Origin of the sequence: Peribacillus sp. TH27, assembly GCF_016650915.1 — a bacterium.
Classification (GTDB): Bacteria; Bacillota; Bacilli; order Bacillales; family DSM-1321; genus Peribacillus; species Peribacillus butanolivorans.
Window position 1 is genome coordinate 3,379,221 of sequence record NZ_JAEKEV010000002.1, and the last position, 15,993, is coordinate 3,395,213.

The 15,993-nt window shown below is 39.5% G+C and carries 15 protein-coding genes; 12 read left to right on the forward strand and 3 right to left on the reverse strand.

Annotated elements, in window-relative coordinates; genetic code table 11:
* Nucleotides 1–123 precede the first annotated feature (123 nt).
* The 3 genes from JFU24_RS17665 (at nt 124) to JFU24_RS17675 (ending at nt 1,506) form a co-directional block, all read left to right on the forward strand.
* Entirely contained in the window at nt 124–378 is a 255-nt protein-coding gene (locus JFU24_RS17665) for a DNA-directed RNA polymerase subunit beta (RefSeq protein ID WP_201188137.1), read from the forward strand.
* A gap of 124 nt (nt 379–502) precedes the next feature.
* Entirely contained in the window at nt 503–931 is a 429-nt protein-coding gene (gene fabZ, locus JFU24_RS17670) for a 3-hydroxyacyl-ACP dehydratase FabZ (protein ID WP_056524251.1), read from the forward strand.
* Between the two features lie 296 nt (nt 932–1,227).
* A complete protein-coding gene (locus JFU24_RS17675; RefSeq protein WP_201222610.1) occupies nt 1,228–1,506 on the forward strand; it encodes a hypothetical protein in 279 nt (92 codons plus the stop codon).
* A gap of 127 nt (nt 1,507–1,633) precedes the next feature.
* Here the strand turns inward: JFU24_RS17675 and JFU24_RS17680 are convergent, their stop codons facing one another.
* Nucleotides 1,634–2,068, reverse strand: a complete 435-nt coding sequence (locus tag JFU24_RS17680) for a YwpF family protein (protein WP_201250240.1) — start codon at nt 2,066–2,068, stop codon at nt 1,634–1,636.
* A 385-nt stretch (nt 2,069–2,453) separates the two neighbouring features.
* On the opposite strand from JFU24_RS17680, the gene ssb reads away from it, so the two are divergent.
* The 8 genes from ssb to JFU24_RS17720 all read left to right on the forward strand — a co-directional run bounded on the left by ssb (nt 2,454) and on the right by JFU24_RS17720 (nt 13,548).
* Nucleotides 2,454–2,816 carry a single-stranded DNA-binding protein gene (gene ssb, locus JFU24_RS17685; RefSeq protein WP_053348513.1) on the forward strand — a complete coding sequence of 121 codons (363 nt, stop codon included), beginning with the start codon at nt 2,454–2,456 and terminating at the stop codon, nt 2,814–2,816.
* 376 nt (nt 2,817–3,192) lie between these two features.
* Complete coding sequence (locus JFU24_RS17690) at nt 3,193–4,197, forward strand: ABC transporter ATP-binding protein (RefSeq protein WP_201187442.1); 1,005 nt, start codon at nt 3,193–3,195, stop codon at nt 4,195–4,197.
* Nucleotides 4,178–5,146: an ABC transporter ATP-binding protein gene (locus tag JFU24_RS17695; protein ID WP_201187441.1), complete on the forward strand. Its 969-nt coding sequence runs from the start codon at nt 4,178–4,180 to the stop codon at nt 5,144–5,146. The genes JFU24_RS17690 and JFU24_RS17695 overlap by 20 nt, the downstream gene beginning before the upstream one ends.
* A 44-nt stretch (nt 5,147–5,190) precedes the next feature.
* A complete protein-coding gene (locus JFU24_RS17700) occupies nt 5,191–6,807 on the forward strand; it encodes an ABC transporter substrate-binding protein (protein WP_201187440.1) in 1,617 nt (538 codons plus the stop codon).
* 117 nt (nt 6,808–6,924) lie between these two features.
* A complete protein-coding gene (locus JFU24_RS17705) occupies nt 6,925–7,929 on the forward strand; it encodes an ABC transporter permease (protein ID WP_201188136.1) in 1,005 nt (334 codons plus the stop codon).
* Between the two features lie 12 nt (nt 7,930–7,941).
* On the forward strand, nt 7,942–8,844 hold the full coding sequence (locus JFU24_RS17710; RefSeq protein ID WP_201187439.1) for an ABC transporter permease: 903 nt from the start codon (nt 7,942–7,944) through the stop codon (nt 8,842–8,844).
* A gap of 207 nt (nt 8,845–9,051) precedes the next feature.
* Complete coding sequence (locus tag JFU24_RS30800; RefSeq protein ID WP_274607085.1) at nt 9,052–12,786, forward strand: S8 family serine peptidase; 3,735 nt, start codon at nt 9,052–9,054, stop codon at nt 12,784–12,786.
* 342 nt (nt 12,787–13,128) lie between these two features.
* Nucleotides 13,129–13,548 (forward strand): hypothetical protein, encoded by a 420-nt coding sequence (locus JFU24_RS17720; RefSeq protein ID WP_057216029.1) that lies wholly within the window; start codon nt 13,129–13,131, stop codon nt 13,546–13,548.
* Here JFU24_RS17720 and JFU24_RS17725 read toward each other — a convergent pair.
* Together JFU24_RS17725 and JFU24_RS17730 are read right to left on the reverse strand one after the other, a co-directional pair.
* On the reverse strand, nt 13,538–13,720 hold the full coding sequence (locus tag JFU24_RS17725) for a hypothetical protein (protein WP_201250241.1): 183 nt from the start codon (nt 13,718–13,720) through the stop codon (nt 13,538–13,540). The two genes, JFU24_RS17720 and JFU24_RS17725, sit on opposite strands and share 11 nt — an antisense overlap.
* A gap of 4 nt (nt 13,721–13,724) precedes the next feature.
* Complete coding sequence (locus JFU24_RS17730; RefSeq protein WP_201187438.1) at nt 13,725–15,170, reverse strand: aminotransferase-like domain-containing protein; 1,446 nt, start codon at nt 15,168–15,170, stop codon at nt 13,725–13,727.
* A 125-nt stretch (nt 15,171–15,295) separates the two neighbouring features.
* Here JFU24_RS17730 and JFU24_RS17735 point away from each other — a divergent pair, with 125 nt between their 5' ends.
* Nucleotides 15,296–15,904, forward strand: a complete 609-nt coding sequence (locus JFU24_RS17735; protein ID WP_201222614.1) for a LysE/ArgO family amino acid transporter — start codon at nt 15,296–15,298, stop codon at nt 15,902–15,904.
* Nucleotides 15,905–15,993: the final 89 nt, after the last annotated feature.

Sequence of the window (15,993 nt, forward strand, 5' to 3'; positions counted from 1 at the left end):
ATAATTAATACTTTAACAAAGGTATTTGTTGGCGCTTTTCATTTCGACATGGCTGCCGATAGTATGAGAAGAGAGAAAATCAGTCGGCGAGTTTTCTTAGAAAAAGGAGCTTTTACATCTTATATGGAGCAAAAAAGTGTAGTGAGACAACAACTTAATGAAGAGGTAATGGAAGTTGAAGCGAAACAGAACCGTAGAATCAGGGTCCGTCTTTTGCCAATTTGGCTTCGTTTACTCATTGTTATGGGATTAATTTTCTTTGCTGTATTATCTGGGGCGCTTTTAGGTTACAGTGTGATCGGTGGAGGACACGCAACGGATGTTTTTCAAAAATCAACGTGGACCCATATTATTGATATTGTAAACAAAGACGCATAGTTCCATATTTTTCGAAGTAGTTGCCGTTGTTATAGAAATATTTATGGCAACTACGCCTCTGCCTTTAGGGTAGAGGCGGGTTTTCGTTATGTGTGAAAAAATTAAAGTCATAGGAGGAACAAATATGTTAGATATTACGCAAATAAAGGAAATCATTCCGCATCGTTATCCATTTTTATTAGTTGATCGGATTATTGAAATAGAAGAAGGAAAAAGAGCTGTAGGACTGAAAAATGTTACAGCTAATGAAGAATTCTTTAATGGGCATTTCCCTGATTATCCTGTTATGCCTGGAGTATTAATTGTAGAGGCATTAGCACAAGTTGGCGCTGTAGCAGTTTTGAAACAAGATGAATATAAAGGACGGCTTGCGTTTTTTGCTGGAATTGATAATTGTCGATTTAAAAAGCAGGTAAAACCAGGTGACCAACTACGCCTTGAAGTTGAAATAGTGCGTATGAGGGGATCATTGGGTAAAGGGAAAGCGGTGGCAACGGTAGATGGCGAGGTTGCATGTGAAACAGAGATTATGTTTGCCTTCGGAGACAAATAAAAATATACTTGTTCAAGATAAAGTTAGATTAATATAACTTTTTTTATAAAAATGGTTTTAAAAAGTCTTTATAGGTGTATATATAAGAAGCAAATGCGTTGAATTCTTTAATTACAATTTATTTTTATTCTCCCTTTGAATGTCGGACATATATGTCCGGCATTTTTTAATGCGAATCATTCGTTATAAATATGAGTTCAGCGGATCTTCTTTGCTATTTTAAAATAGGACGCAAGTTATTTTCACATTCGGGCAAAATAAGTAATGATTAAAAGATAGAAGGGAGGTTGCCAAAAATGATGATGAAAAGAATTTTTGCACTAATTGCGGGATCTTTATTATCTGTGATGTTCCTTGCTGGGTGTGGAACAAATAATAATGATAACAATCCCGCTCCAGAAGATAATAACATAATTAATGATGATAACAATGGCGTTGATGATAACAATGTGAATGATGATAACAATGTGAATGATAATGATAACGATGCAAATGATCTGGATAAAGATGATGATGGAATGATTGAAAACGACGATAATACCAAAGATAACGACGTCGATGACGATAACAAGTAAAGTAATTAGAAATTGATTAAAAAGACTGACCTAGTTAAGAAGAGGATTATTATCCTTTTTCGTCTAGGTCAGTCTTTTTTTGTGTGTATTTGGTTTGAGGGGAAATAGGAATAAAGGGAAGGGTACCTTATTTATTCGTGGCTAGTTTAGGCTTAGAGCGGATTTTTTGCTTGAATTCATTTATTAATTCATCGCCGACTAGACCTTTTTGGACCAAATCTTCAAGAAGAAGTTCTGCATATTTGCTGCGTGTTTTTTGGATGTGTCCAACAAATAATAGGCTATAATGGTTGCCAACTTTTCTTATGGTACGTAGGACAGTGCTAAATAAAGCTGGTTCATTGTCCTTTTTTGTAATAACGGCTTGGATAAACACCTCTCCGTTTATATTGGGAAGTGAGGATTCAAGCTCTCTGAAGTGGCTTTCTTCTACAAAGGCTTCGAGTAACCAGGTTCTAGCATCATTTTCTTTATTAATTATAAGACCGTCTGTTAATACAATATCAATTAAGTGTAATTCCTCAGTAACAATTTGCAACGAAATTAATTTAAACGATTTCATCTAATTCCTCCGTTTCTTGCCTGTATGAAGAAGGGTGGAAAATACCCCTCTTAAACCTAGATTTCCGATATATGATTGGTTTCGTGAAAGTTTAAACCTGTTAATCCTTTTAAAGGTAATTATATCATACTAAAAAACCGTACCTAAATGAAATGAAAACCCAACAATTGTCTAAATTATGAACGATACAATAAAAATTTGCAAAAAATTTAAATTTGTACTCTTTTTGTTTTTTACTTACTTTCCATTGCAAAAATTGAATTTTAGGTAAATACAAACCAGGTTTTTATGAAGAAAATAGGTGGATACAGATTATTTTCTCGATTTTCCATTTGATGAAAGATTCATTATGATAAAAGCATATTAAAGAGAAAGGAGTGAAAAGATGATCAACCAAATTACCCTTGTAGGGAGACTGACGAAGGACCCCGAATTAAGATACACACCGGATGGCAAGGCAGTTTCCAATATTACGTTAGCGGTTAACCGTAACTTTCGTAATACAGTAGGAGATTATGAGGCGGACTTTGTACAGTGTATCATATGGAAAAAGACAGCTGAAAACACCGCTCAGTATTGCAAAAAAGGGGCCTTAATTGGCATTACCGGCAGAATTCAAACGAGGAGATACGAAAACCAAGAAGGTAAAAAAGTGTATGTCACCGAAGTTGTCGCCGAGAAGGTTCAATTCATAGGATCTAAACAAAATGATGTTAAGCCAAAGGATTTTGAGCATATTGGTTTATAGTCTAACGTGAATTTCTGTTCTTGAACCAGGCGTCTTTTTCATCAACATAAAACAATTTCGTAAAGTATTACTTCATATAAGACTCGTTTACTCCCCTTATTTCCCCAAAGCCGATGTGGCTTTTCCCCCGTAAGTATCTCCGATTACCCCCTAAATTGAATCAAGGTACTTGATTCCCTCCTTTTGAATGACTGCAAAATCGCAGTCATTTTTTTTATGTAATAAATATGTACAACAAAGTGGTAAATGTAAAATAAAATTATTATTCTAAAAAATTAGAATTTTAAGAAAATATATTGTAAATTTTCAATTTAGATGCAATAATAAATCAAATAATATTAAATTGGTAAAATAGTTATATATAGGAAGTGATGTAATGAAAGGACCAATTATTGAAGTGAACGGACTACGAACGAGTTTTCGCACAGACGATGGGGAAATTCCAGTCGTAAATTCCATTGATTTTCACATCAATCCAGGTGAGGTGCTGGGGATTGTTGGGGAATCAGGCTGCGGGAAAAGTGTAACTTCTTTGTCCATCATGGGACTAGTTCCCTCTCCGGCTGGTAAGGTAGAAGGAGAGATTCTTTTTAAAGGGGTTAACATCGCCAATGCCTCTGAAGCGAAAATGCGAAAGATTCGTGGAAATGAAATTGCCATGATTTTTCAGGAACCAATGACAAGCTTGAATCCAGTTTTTACAATTGGAGAGCAATTGGTGGAGACTCTTCGGATACATAGAAAATGGAATAAAAAGCAGGCCCGTCAAAGAGCCGTGGAAATGTTAAAGCTGGTTGGACTTGGACGTGCTGAGGAACTTATCAATGAATATCCCCATCAGCTTTCAGGTGGGATGAGACAGAGGGTCATGATTGCAATGGCAATGATCTGTGAGCCGAAACTTCTCATAGCAGATGAACCGACAACCGCTTTGGATGTGACGATTCAAGCACAAATTTTAGAGTTAATGAAGAACTTAAATAAAGAGACAGATACAGCAATCATGATGATTACTCACGACCTTGGCGTTGTGGCGCAAATGTGTGAGCGTGTCATTGTAATGTATGCCGGCAAGGTAATAGAGGAAGGACAAGTGCAAACGATTTTTCGAAATCCGAAACATCCATATACGGTAGGTTTACTACAATCGATTCCCGATATGCGTCTAAAAAAAGAGCGGCTTTACTCGATTCCAGGTAATGTTCCAAGGCCAGGAACAAGCAACCTGGGCTGCCAGTTTGCCCCTCGTTGCTCTCATGCTATGGAGAAATGTCTAAGTGAGACCCCGTCACTTCTGGAATTCGATAATGGCCAGCAAGTACGCTGCTGGATGTATGAAGATGGGAAAGGAGCAGCATTGCATGACTCAACCATTAGTTAAGGTAGAAAACTTGAAGAAGCATTTTCCAATCAAAGGAGGTATTCTCGGGAAGACGGTGGGGGAGGTAAAGGCCGTTGATGGTTTGTCATTCTCCATTTATAAAGGAGAAACCTTAGGTCTTGTTGGTGAAAGCGGTTGCGGAAAGTCAACAACAGGTAGGTTACTGCTTCGATTGCTTGAGCCAAGTGAAGGGAATGTTTATTTTGAGGGAAAAGACCTAACGACTTTAACTTCCCGTGAAATGAGAAAGATGCGTCGAGAAATGCAAATGGTTTTTCAGGACCCATTCGCGTCCCTTAATCCCAGGCATACTGTTGAAAAGATATTGGAAGAGCCCCTTATCGTTCATGGTTTAAAAGATAAAAAGGAACGCCGACACCGGGTGCAGGAGCTCCTAAAGGTTGTTGGTTTAAGCAGTTACCATGCCAAAAGGTACCCGCATCAATTCAGTGGTGGTCAGCGGCAACGCATTGGCATTGCTAGGGCACTTGCAGTTAACCCTAAGCTGATTATCGCTGATGAGCCCGTATCTGCACTGGATGTGTCGATTCAAGCTCAGGTGTTAAATCTTTTGCAAGATTTGCAGAAGGATTTTGATCTGACTTACTTATTCATTGCCCACGATCTTGGCGTAGTAAGGCATATCTCTGACCGCGTCGGTGTCATGTATCTTGGTCATATCGTTGAATTGACGGGAAGCGAAGAACTCTACGAAGACCCCCTTCATCCATATACGCAGGCTTTATTATCTGCTGTGCCGATTCCAGATGTGGAATATAAGGGAGATAGAGTAATCCTGCAGGGCGATGTTCCAAGCCCATCTAACCCGCCAAGCGGATGTCCCTTCCATACGAGATGCCCGCAGGCCATGGCGGAGTGCAAATCAGTAAAACCCGTCTTGCATGAGCATAAACCCGGTCACTACGTTGCTTGTCATTTATACAATTGACACGACGTACACATAAATTCTTAAAAAAATAAAGGGGGAAGAATATGAAGAAGACATGGGCTTTATTTTTAACTACTATCCTGGCGCTTTCACTTGCACTTGCAGGATGTTCCTCATCTACAACAAAAGAGAAAGATGAAGAGAAAGGGGGATCAAGTGAAGCAAAAGGAGGCGTATTAATTTATGGTAAAGGCGGCGATGCAGTTTCACTTGATCCCGCTATAGTAACGGATGGTGAATCATTTATCGTCACACAGCAGGTTTTTGAAACCCTTGTAAAATACGGAGAAGATAATACGGAAATAAAGCCAGGTCTTGCAGAATCATGGGATGTTTCCGATGACGCAAAGACATATACATTCAAATTGAAAACCGGCATTAAGTTCCATGATGGCTCGGATTTCAATGCGGAAGCAGTTGTTAAAAACTTTCAGCGCTGGGCACAAAGTAAGGATGAAGCTAAATTTGCATACTATGCCTCTATGTTTGGCGGCTTTGAAGGTGATGAAGGCCATGTTATCAAAGAGGTAAAAGCTATTGATGATAATACAGTGGAATTCACTTTAAATCGTCCGCAGGCACCATTCTTGAAAAATATTGCTATGCCTACATTTGCAATAGCAAGTCCAACTGGATTTGAAAAAGATGCAGACAATTTCGGTAAGAATCCTTCTGGAACAGGTCCATTCAAATTTAAATCATGGAAACCAGGCGATACGATTGAAGTGGTGAAAAATGATGACTATTGGCAAGATGGACTGCCAAAGCTTGATGGAATCACGTTTAAAGTCATTAAAGATAACTCTGCTCGATTAAATGCTGTAATCAAAGGTGAAGTCGATCTAATGGACGGGTTAAACCCAAGTGATATTAGCAAAGTAACAGGGGATGACAAACTACAAATATTCGAAAGGCCATCCATGAATGTCGGCTACTTTGCATTCAATGTTGAAAAAGCACCATTCGACAAAAAGGAAGTACGCCAAGCCATCTCACACCTAATTAACAAAAAAGAAATCATTGATAACTTTTACGAAGGCACAGCTGAGCCTGCTAAGAATCCAATGCCGCCATCTGTTTCTGGATACAATGACAACATTGAAGACTATGACTACGATGTAGAAAAAGCGAAGGAATTACTTAAAAAGGCTGGACTTGAAGATGGGTTCAAAATGGATCTTTGGGCAATGCCGGTACCACGTCCATATATGCCGGATGGTCAAAAAGTAGCTGAAGCCATTCAAGCAAGCTTAAAACAAGTAGGTATCGAAGCAAATATCGTTTCGTATGAATGGGCTGCATATTTAGAGAAAGTGCAGGCAGGAGAAGCTGAATCCTTCATGCTAGGCTGGACAGGCGATAATGGAGATGCAGATAACTTCCTTTACACCTTATTGGATAAAGATAATATCGGATCAAATAACTATGCTCGCTATGCAAACAAAGAGGTTCATGAACTATTGATTGAAGCTCAATCTACTGCAGAAGAAGCTAAACGTAATGAGTTATATGGAAAAGCGCAGGAAATCATTCATGAAGAAGCGCCATGGGTTCCACTTGTACACTCTTTACCACAACTTGCTGGAACTAAGACAATAAAAGGATTTGTTCCGCATCCAACCGGTTCTCAATCTCTAGTTAACGTGTCTATAGAGAATTAACCGTACGAATCGGGGAGTATGGATTTATGCATGCTGCCCGGTTTTGTTATGGAATACATTTCAAAATAATCGAGGGTGAATGTAAAGGACCCTATTGTAAAAAGGCGGGTGATTGTTTTGTTTTCCTATACCGTACGGCGTTTAGGATCCCTCATTCCAGTATTACTTGGAATGGCGTTTATTGTATTTATGATGATTCGTGCGATTCCAGGAAATCCTGCACAAGTAATTTTAGGACAGCAAGCAACAAAAGAGGCAGTTGCAGCAATGACAAAGGAACTCGGTTTGGATAAACCTTGGTTTATTCAATTTTGGGATTATCTATTAGGTCTGTTCACAGGCGATCTTGGTGTTTCCTTAAAAACAAAGAGTCCGGTATCTGAAGAAATTGGGCCTTATCTAATGGCGACGATTGAGTTAGCCTTGATTGCCATGCTTATAGCTGTAGTCATTGGTGTAAATGCCGGTATTATTTCGGCATGGTTCCAAAACTCATGGTTTGATTATGCAGCAATGGTCATTGCGTTGATTGGTTTGTCTATGCCGATATTCTGGCTTGGTCTAATGGAACAATATATCATTTCGATTCAATGGGATTTACTTCCTACGACAGGACGTGACAATATCAGAGATCCTGTTGAGGCAATAACGGGTCTGTATTTATTAGACACCCTCATTTCTGGAAGAGTTGACCAATTTAGCGAAGTGGTTAAGCATTTAATTTTACCGGGACTCGCGCTTGCTACCATTCCGATGGCGATTATTGCAAGGATGACACGCTCGTCCATGCTAGAGGTAATGAGATCGGATTTCATTCGTACGGCTCGTGCCAAGGGAATGAGAATGTTTTGGGTTGTTTATAAGCACTCCTTGAAGAATGCTTTAATTCCAGTGGTTACGGTTATCGGCCTACAGACAGGGTTGCTTTTAGGAGGGGCTATTTTAACGGAAAATATATTTGGTTGGCCAGGTATCGGTACATACATTTATGATGCAATTCTTTCCCGGGATTATCCGGTCATTCAGTCCGGAATCCTCATCATCGCCTTTTTGTTTGTCATGATTAACCTAGTTGTGGATTTGTTGTATGCAGCGATTGATCCTAGGATTAAGTATAAATAGGGAGGGAAACTCATGCCTGAAATAGCAACGAATACATCGCCAATCCTTCATCCCCAAGAGACAGAGGAAAAAGTCATCTCTCCCTGGAAGGAAGGGTGGAAAAGCTTTAAGAAAAACAAGATAGCCCTTGTCGGTCTTGGCATTGTTTTATTTTTTGTCTTAATCGCTATTTTCGCACCGATTATTGCACCTTATTCATTTGAGGGGCAGAAGCTTAGTGATAAACATCTGTCTCCATCTTCAGAACATTGGTTTGGAACGGATGAATTCGGCCGTGATATTTTGAGTAGGGTTATCTATGGCTCGCGCATATCAATAGGAATTGGTTTTTTATCTGTGGCCGGGTCTGTCGTAGTCGGGTCTTTTCTAGGAATTATCGCCGGGTATTACGGAAAGTGGATAGATACAATCATATCGAGAGTTTTTGACATTATTCTAGCGTTTCCAAGTATATTGCTTGCCATTGCCGTAGTAGCCGTATTGGGGCCTTCACTTCGCAATGCACTTATTGCCATTGCCATCGTCAATGTTCCGATATTCGGCAGGCTTTTACGTTCGAGGGTTTTAACAGTGAAAGAAGAGGAATATGTAACAGCTGCCAAGGCAATAGGAATGGGGGATGGCCGGATTCTACTTCATCACGTACTCCCGAACAGCCTTGCACCGATTATTGTTCAAGGTACTTTGGCGATTGCCACTGCCATTATTGAGTGTGCAGCACTCGGGTTCCTTGGTCTCGGTGCACAACCGCCGGCACCAGAGTGGGGAAAAATGCTTGCCGATTCGAGGTCATTTATCATTCAGGCACCATGGACGGTGCTGTTTCCTGGTCTTGCGATTATGCTAACTGTCCTCGGCTTTAACCTAATGGGTGATGGACTGCGAGATGCATTGGATCCGAGAATGAAAAACTAAATGTTAAAAGATGGTGATTCTTTTACAATCACCATCTTTTTTGTTTCTCTTACAAATCTATTAAAATATGAAAAATAATAACAAAATCCTAGTTAGAAATAGGAAAATAGTGACTATTATCTCTTAAAATCACCCCAAAGGTTGTGATACTTTTATACTTAGTAAGAAAATTCCAAAAATTGATTATTTTAGAGGAGGAAAAGTTCATTGATTAAACGTAGCTTGTCCATTCTAGCAATCTTTCTATTAGTATTTACGGCAACCGTTTCCGCAGCCAAGCTCCCTGATCCTTCGAACGGTTCGAGCGTTGGAAAGAAGAATCAGGAAAGTATTTTAAAGTTAAAGAAAAACGAAACGGAAAAGAAATACAAAAGTAACGAGAAGGTCAGGGTCATCGTAGAGATGAAGGAAGCCCCGGCAATAGAAATAGCTTCGAAGGAAGGGAAACTTTTTAAAGAGCTATCTAAAAATAAGAGGCAACAATTAAAGTCCGAAAAGTTGGCCAACCAGAAAAAAGTGAAAAATAAAGTGAAAGAGAAAAAAATAGCATTCAAGGAACTAGAAAGCTTTACGACAGTGGTAAATGGTTTCAGTGCAGAGCTTCAATATGGCGAAATTAAAAAAGTCGAAGCCATGCCTGAAGTTGCTGAAGTACATATAGCGAATGAATATGAACGTCCTGTTGAAAAGCCGGAGATGATTTATAGTAAAGAACTTGTCCAGGCTCAGGAAGCTTGGCGGGAGTATGGTTATAAAGGGGAAGGAATGGTCGTCGGTATTATAGATACTGGAATCGACCCATCTCACCGTGATATGGTTCTAAGCGATGAAAATAAAGCAGAACTGACTGAAAGTGAAATTAGTGGAATAAAGGATTCTAGCCATCTATTAGGTAACTATTATACTGCGAAGGTACCTTATGGATACAATTACATGGACGAAAATGAAGAAATCCTTGATCTTGGTGAAGAGGCTTCGATGCATGGAATGCATGTAGCCGGAACCGCAGGAGCCAATGGGGATGAAGAGAATGGCGGCATTAAAGGGGTCGCTCCTGAAGCCCAGTTGCTTGCTTTAAAGGTATTCGGGAATGATCCTGCTATGCAGACAACATGGGGCGATATTTATATTAAGGCAATTGATGATGCAATTATTCTTGGGGCAGATGTGCTGAACATGAGCCTAGGATCTACTGCAGGTTTTGTATCAGCTGAAGATCCTGAGCAGCAGGCGGTTTCGAGAGCTGTGAATAATGGGATACTCATGTCGATTTCAGCAGGGAACTCGGCTCATTTTGGTAATGGGTTTGCAAACCCAACGGCCTCAAACCCGGATATCGGCGTTTCAGGTTCACCTGGACTTGCTCATGATTCGGTACAAGTAGCATCCGTCGAGAATAACTTCATGGATTTAGATGCGGCTACTTATGATATTAAAGGGCAGGAAGGGAAAGCACCGTTCATGTCGGCTTCAAGCGTACATCCCAATGCTCTAAAGGATAAAACATATGACTTGGTTGTTGCAGGTCTTGGGACGCCAGGGGAGCTTTCGAAAGTGGATGTGAAAGGCAAGTTTGCCCTTATTGAGCGCGGGACGCTTTCTTTTATTGAAAAAGCCCAAAATGCTCAGGCAGCAGGAGCGGCAGGAGTCATTATTTTTAACAATGCTGATGGGTATATTTCTATGGCTACAGATCCAAGCATAACGATTCCGCAGTTGTTTATGTTGAAATCGGATGGAATAAAGTTGAAAACAGCCATAACTGAAGGGGAAAAGGTGAAGGTTACCTTTAATGGTGATAAAACAAAAGCTGTAAATCCCGAAGCAGGGAAAATGAGCTCATTCAGTTCATGGGGTGTCGCACCGAATCTGGATTTCAAACCAGAAATCACAGCTCCAGGTGGACAAATTTACTCGACGTTGAACAATGATGAATATGGCATGATGAGTGGTACCTCGATGGCGGCACCGCATGTATCCGGGGGTTCTGCACTGGTTCTTGAAAGAGTGGATAAAGAATTTAAACTAAATGGATTTGCGCGGGCGAATTTGGCTAAGAACCTGATGATGAATACTTCAAAGCCATTAACGGATCAAGGTGTCGTCAATAATGCTCTTGGTTGGAAAAATCCTTACTCGCCTCGGAGGCAAGGAGCAGGAGTCATGCAGCTACAATCTGCTTTGTCCACACCAGCTGTCGTGACGGAGGCATTTACGAAAGAAGCGAAGGTTGCTATGAAGGAAATCGGCAATAAGTTCGCCTTTACTTTGAAGGTTGAAAACTTCAGTAACAAAGCAGTCAAATATGATGTAAAAGGAAATATCCAAACAGACTATGCTATCCAGGGTCAACTGGGTTATTCCGCTAACCAATTAGAGGCACAGGAAATTCAGAACGCTTCGATTAAAATCAATAATAAAAATACAAACAAGATTACCGTACCTGCAAAAAAATCGGTTACATTTGAAGTGAAAGTGGACATATCCAATGCAAAAGTACTTGGCGATGATCTTCAGACTCTTGTAGACATTGACAAGGTCTTCCCAAATGGATATTTTGTTGAAGGGTTCGTGACACTGAAGGATCCAACTGACACTAAACCAGAACTCCATGTTCCGTATGTAGGTTTTAAAGGAGAATGGGACAAGGCTCCGATCCTAGATGGAACTAAGTATGATAAAGAGTCGTTCTATGGCATGGCAGGAGGAGTTTCGACAGCAGATAAAGATTTCACATATCTTGGGTACGACCCTGCAGGAAAAACATTTAATAGTAAATATATTGCGATTTCCCCGAATGGTGATGGAGCACAGGATGACTTCGTGCCGATCCTATCATTCTTAAGGAATGCGAAAAAGGTAGAATTCAATATATTGAATGGTGCAAACAAATCAGTTCGGAAACTTCGAACAGAGAATAATGTGCGTAAGGACTATTATGATGGCGGAAAAGGGTCCTATTACTCTCTTGATCCTGCCCGTAAATGGGATGGTAAAATTAATAATGCACTCGCTAAAGATGGAGTCTATTATTTTGAAATCAAAGCGATGATAGATTACGAGGGTGCAAAATGGCAGACGTATAAAATGCCTATCAAAGTAGATACCTTAGAGCCGACAGTTAAGATTTCGAAAATAGGTAAGGTGTTAACCATCCAAGGTAAGGATAATTTAAATGGTTCAGGACTTGCCTATTACGATGTACAAATCGATGGTGAATCTATCCTTAAAGAGCCCCTTGCAGCGAATACGAAAAAATTCACTCTACCTGATGTAAGAGGGGAAAAGGTACAGGTCGTGGCAATAGACTTCGCTGGTAATGAAAAAGCAGCTGAAACCGAATTGGCCACTGATTCAGCTCCAATCGATAATAATGCACCAGCTGTTAAGATCAAAAGTCCTGAAGCCTTAAGCGTGAACAATAAAAATAAAATCAAAATAACAGGTGAAATTGAAGAAGCGTCGGAAATAAAGGAATTTACAATCGACAATAAAAAGGTCCCTGTAACGTATAACAAAACGAAGAATAAGTATGAATTCTCTATTGAAAAGAAATTTGGGGATGGCGTCCAAAGCTTTACTGTTAAAGCAACAGACAAATGGGATAACACGGTTTCCTTTAAGCGGACGATTATGGTTGATACAACAAAACCAGGTTTAAAGGTTAAAGGTGTGCCAGCAACTGTGGGAGTCAAAGGGTCAAATCCAAAAGTGGACGTGACAGTAGAGGATAATTTCGATGAGATCCGCCTTTATTTGAACGGAAGCGAAGTATTCTATAACGAATTCAAGGAACCATACAAAATGCGTTCCTATAAGAAGAAGATAGAGGATTTGGAACTACCGCTTAAACCAGGCAACAATAAGTTTGAATTTAAGGTAACCGATCTTGCCGGAAATGAATCGAAGAAAGTATTTAACATTCAAAAAGCCAAAAAATAAACGTAAGGCAGCCCTCTTATCCAAGGGGGCTGTTTTTTCGTATTTCAGACCTATGATAAAAATTTCTGTGGAATTTTCAAAAGGTGAAGTTTGAGCAGCTTTTCTTCCAACTGCCATTTTAGAAATATATGTTTTGCAAAGATGTAGAACATGTATTTTTGTTCGTAATTCATAATAAATCTTCACATATTTCTTCGACAAGCTTTCAGTAGCTTTATGGTATTTTCACCATGCTAATATCGAAATCTATGAGATAAAAAATTTATTTTCGGGTTCTGGCAGGAATATAATAGAAGATAAAGGAATTAGGTATAAAGAACCAATCTAAATAGGAGGGTATCTATGAATTATAAAAGGGGTTTGAACAAAAAGGTATATAGTCGCGGAATTACCATTAAATTTGAAAAAAGAGCAAGTGACCAGTTATCAATTACAAAACCGAGTTTCTTTGATGCACTTCAACATGTTAATTCTCCATTTGAAAAAGTACCCCGCACAGATTTAGCCTATCAAGATTATCCGCTTTGTCAGGAGGTTACCCTTTCGCTATTTGAAAAGGGTATTGCTAAAACATCAATCAAATATGACCCTCATCAAGAAAAAATCACCATTGAGGAAATTTCAGAGGATTATCAGCTGAATAAGGGAGAGGCGCTTACTACAATTCTAGAGCATATAATGATCAATCATGGAAATTACCATTCTTTTTTCATAGTCAGGCCGAAAGAGTGGGCCGCAAAAAGGAAAGCCACTACTCCATGATATCCTCTTCTTTAGCGTTCTTAGTAAGCAGTGAAAGGGGTAGTGACTTTCGAAAAGTAATTCGATAAGATTCCTTACCACTGCCTGTTGATTGTTCAGTCAATAAGAATGGGGCTGCAGGCAGCTCCCATTTATGTCTCAACATGATGAGTCGGCTTTCTGAATCCTTCAAGAATTTAAATCAACCGCCGAATGATCTTTGAGAGGGTTTGAATACCATAAGCTAATTGTTCCTCCGAGGCGTAAGAATAAGAAAGCCGTAGATGTGTATTGTTATTTGGTTCATATATGTACCCCGGATTAAGGAGTATGTTCTCCTTTATCGCTTGCTTGAAAAGGTTTGGATTCACAATTGGTTTACATAATTTTAACCATATATAAAATCCGCCTTGAGGTATTTGCCATTCAGCCAGTTCCTTAAAATATTGATTGAGAAGAGTTAATGTAAAATCTCTACGTACTATCAACTCATGCCTTAGCCACTCTAAATGCTTTGAATATTGATCACTTGCTAACCATTCTGCCACAAGGTGTTGGGAAAGAGCACTGGACCCGTAATCCATTTGCATTTTAATATCTGCTAAACGTTCAATCACAGTTATTGGACCAGCAATCCATCCGATGCGCAATCCGGGGCTTAATGTTTTGGACATACTGCCAATGTGCAATACAAGGCCATCTGTATCAAGGGATTTTATAGGTAGCGGCGGTTCCTTTTCAAACCACAAGTCACTATATACGTCATCTTCAATAATCGGAATCTGCTCTTTTTTACATATGGATAAGAGGTTTAGTCTTTCCTCTTTTGTCCATGTAGTATTGGTTGGATTGTTAAACGTTGGAACAGTATAAAACAGTGACGCTTTCTTCCTTCCATTGATGCGCTTTATTTGTGTGGGAATACTTTCTCGGCCTTGTTTTGATAAGCCTACTAAGTGCATGCCCGCAGATTGAAAAGGATGAACAGAATTTAAATAGGAAGGGGATTCATGTAAAACCATTGATCCCTTTTGAAGTAAACCAACTGAAATCAATTGTAGTGCTTGAAGCCCACCAGAAACGATCATGAGGGAGCTGGGGCTTGCGTTGACCCCTTTTGTTTCTAAATAAACACTTATACATTGGCGAAGCCTTTTATCACCCTTGGGTTCAGAATAACCTAATGAGTGGGCATCAAAAGAAGTGGATTGCAACGTCTTTTCGATTTTTTTTGTAGGCAATAGAGATGGAGAAAGTTCCCCCGTGCCTAACCTGATGATGGCAGTGTCTGTTTCATACTGATTAATGTCCTGAATCGTTTTTAAATTAGGTTCATGAAGGCCATTCCGGACATAGTTTTTCCAGTCGGGCTGTTTGCTGGAGACGAGCACATTCCATGTGTTATTCGAAACAAATGTGCCAGACCCAACCTTAGTTTCTAATAGTCCGTCTGCAATCAACTCATCTATAGCTGTAATGATGGTACTTCGGTTTACGCCAAAAGAATCGGCCAATGAGCGTTGTGATGGAAGCTTGGTAGCAACTGGCCATTCCCCTCGTGTAATTTGTTGTTTCATCCAATCTACTATTTGTTGGTGAAGAGATTGGTTGGACGGCCGGTTTGGTCTCCATTCGATAAACATACGAAAACCACTCCTTTCATGTTCTATATTCATTATAAATTGGTTGGATTGAAAACCAACCAAATGGATGGTCAATCCCTTTGTTTTTTTCATTATACTGAATATGAATGGAGGGAGGTATTCGTATGGGACCATTTTTTCATGGATTGTTATTGGCATTAGGGCTGATACTGCCATTAGGAGTGCAAAATATATTTATTTTTAATCAAGGAGCAACCCAACCTACCTTAAAAAAAGCATTGCCTGCAACGATCACAGCTGCCATTTGTGATACAGTACTTATTCTGTTAGCTATTTTAGGTGTTTCGTTGATTGTCATGCAATATGATTGGTTGCGTCTTACATTAATCATAATCGGAGTTATATTTTTATTGTATATGGGTTTTCAGATTTGGTTTGCCAAAGCGAACTCACGGTCAGATGCTCAAACTATGCAGATGTCCACCAAAAAGCAAATTGTATTTGCTTTATCCGTATCACTACTGAATCCACATGCAATCTTAGATACGATAGGTGTAATCGGTTCGAGTTCACTTGTTTATTCCGGAACGGATAAAACGATTTTCACGGCAACATGCATCGTGGTATCATGGTGCTGGTTCCATGGATTATGTCTTGCGGGACGATTGCTAAAAAAGGTTGATACGTCTGGCAAATTCCTTGGAATATTAAATAAAACATCTGCAATCATCATCTGGATTACGGCTCTCTATATGGTGAAATCGATGTTTTGAAACAGATAAATGGCATCTGAATTCGAACTAAACTAATCTGGAAAAGAAGTAGATTACCCAGTTGGATAATCTATATTTAAGGAGGAAAT

What these genes read in the sequence shown, in the direction of transcription:
- JFU24_RS17665 (WP_201188137.1), top strand. Translation starts at nt 124, where the DNA reads ATGGAGCAAAAAAGTGTAGTGAGACAACAACTTAATGAAGAGGTAATG.
- fabZ (WP_056524251.1), top strand. Translation starts at nt 503, where the DNA reads ATGTTAGATATTACGCAAATAAAGGAAATCATTCCGCATCGTTATCCA.
- JFU24_RS17675 (WP_201222610.1), top strand. Translation starts at nt 1,228, where the DNA reads ATGATGATGAAAAGAATTTTTGCACTAATTGCGGGATCTTTATTATCT.
- JFU24_RS17680 (WP_201250240.1), bottom strand. Translation starts at nt 2,068, where the DNA reads ATGAAATCGTTTAAATTAATTTCGTTGCAAATTGTTACTGAGGAATTA.
- ssb (WP_053348513.1), top strand. Translation starts at nt 2,454, where the DNA reads ATGATCAACCAAATTACCCTTGTAGGGAGACTGACGAAGGACCCCGAA.
- JFU24_RS17690 (WP_201187442.1), top strand. Translation starts at nt 3,193, where the DNA reads ATGAAAGGACCAATTATTGAAGTGAACGGACTACGAACGAGTTTTCGC.
- JFU24_RS17695 (WP_201187441.1), top strand. Translation starts at nt 4,178, where the DNA reads ATGACTCAACCATTAGTTAAGGTAGAAAACTTGAAGAAGCATTTTCCA.
- JFU24_RS17700 (WP_201187440.1), top strand. Translation starts at nt 5,191, where the DNA reads ATGAAGAAGACATGGGCTTTATTTTTAACTACTATCCTGGCGCTTTCA.
- JFU24_RS17710 (WP_201187439.1), top strand. Translation starts at nt 7,942, where the DNA reads ATGCCTGAAATAGCAACGAATACATCGCCAATCCTTCATCCCCAAGAG.
- JFU24_RS17720 (WP_057216029.1), top strand. Translation starts at nt 13,129, where the DNA reads ATGAATTATAAAAGGGGTTTGAACAAAAAGGTATATAGTCGCGGAATT.
- JFU24_RS17730 (WP_201187438.1), bottom strand. Translation starts at nt 15,170, where the DNA reads ATGTTTATCGAATGGAGACCAAACCGGCCGTCCAACCAATCTCTTCAC.
- JFU24_RS17735 (WP_201222614.1), top strand. Translation starts at nt 15,296, where the DNA reads ATGGGACCATTTTTTCATGGATTGTTATTGGCATTAGGGCTGATACTG.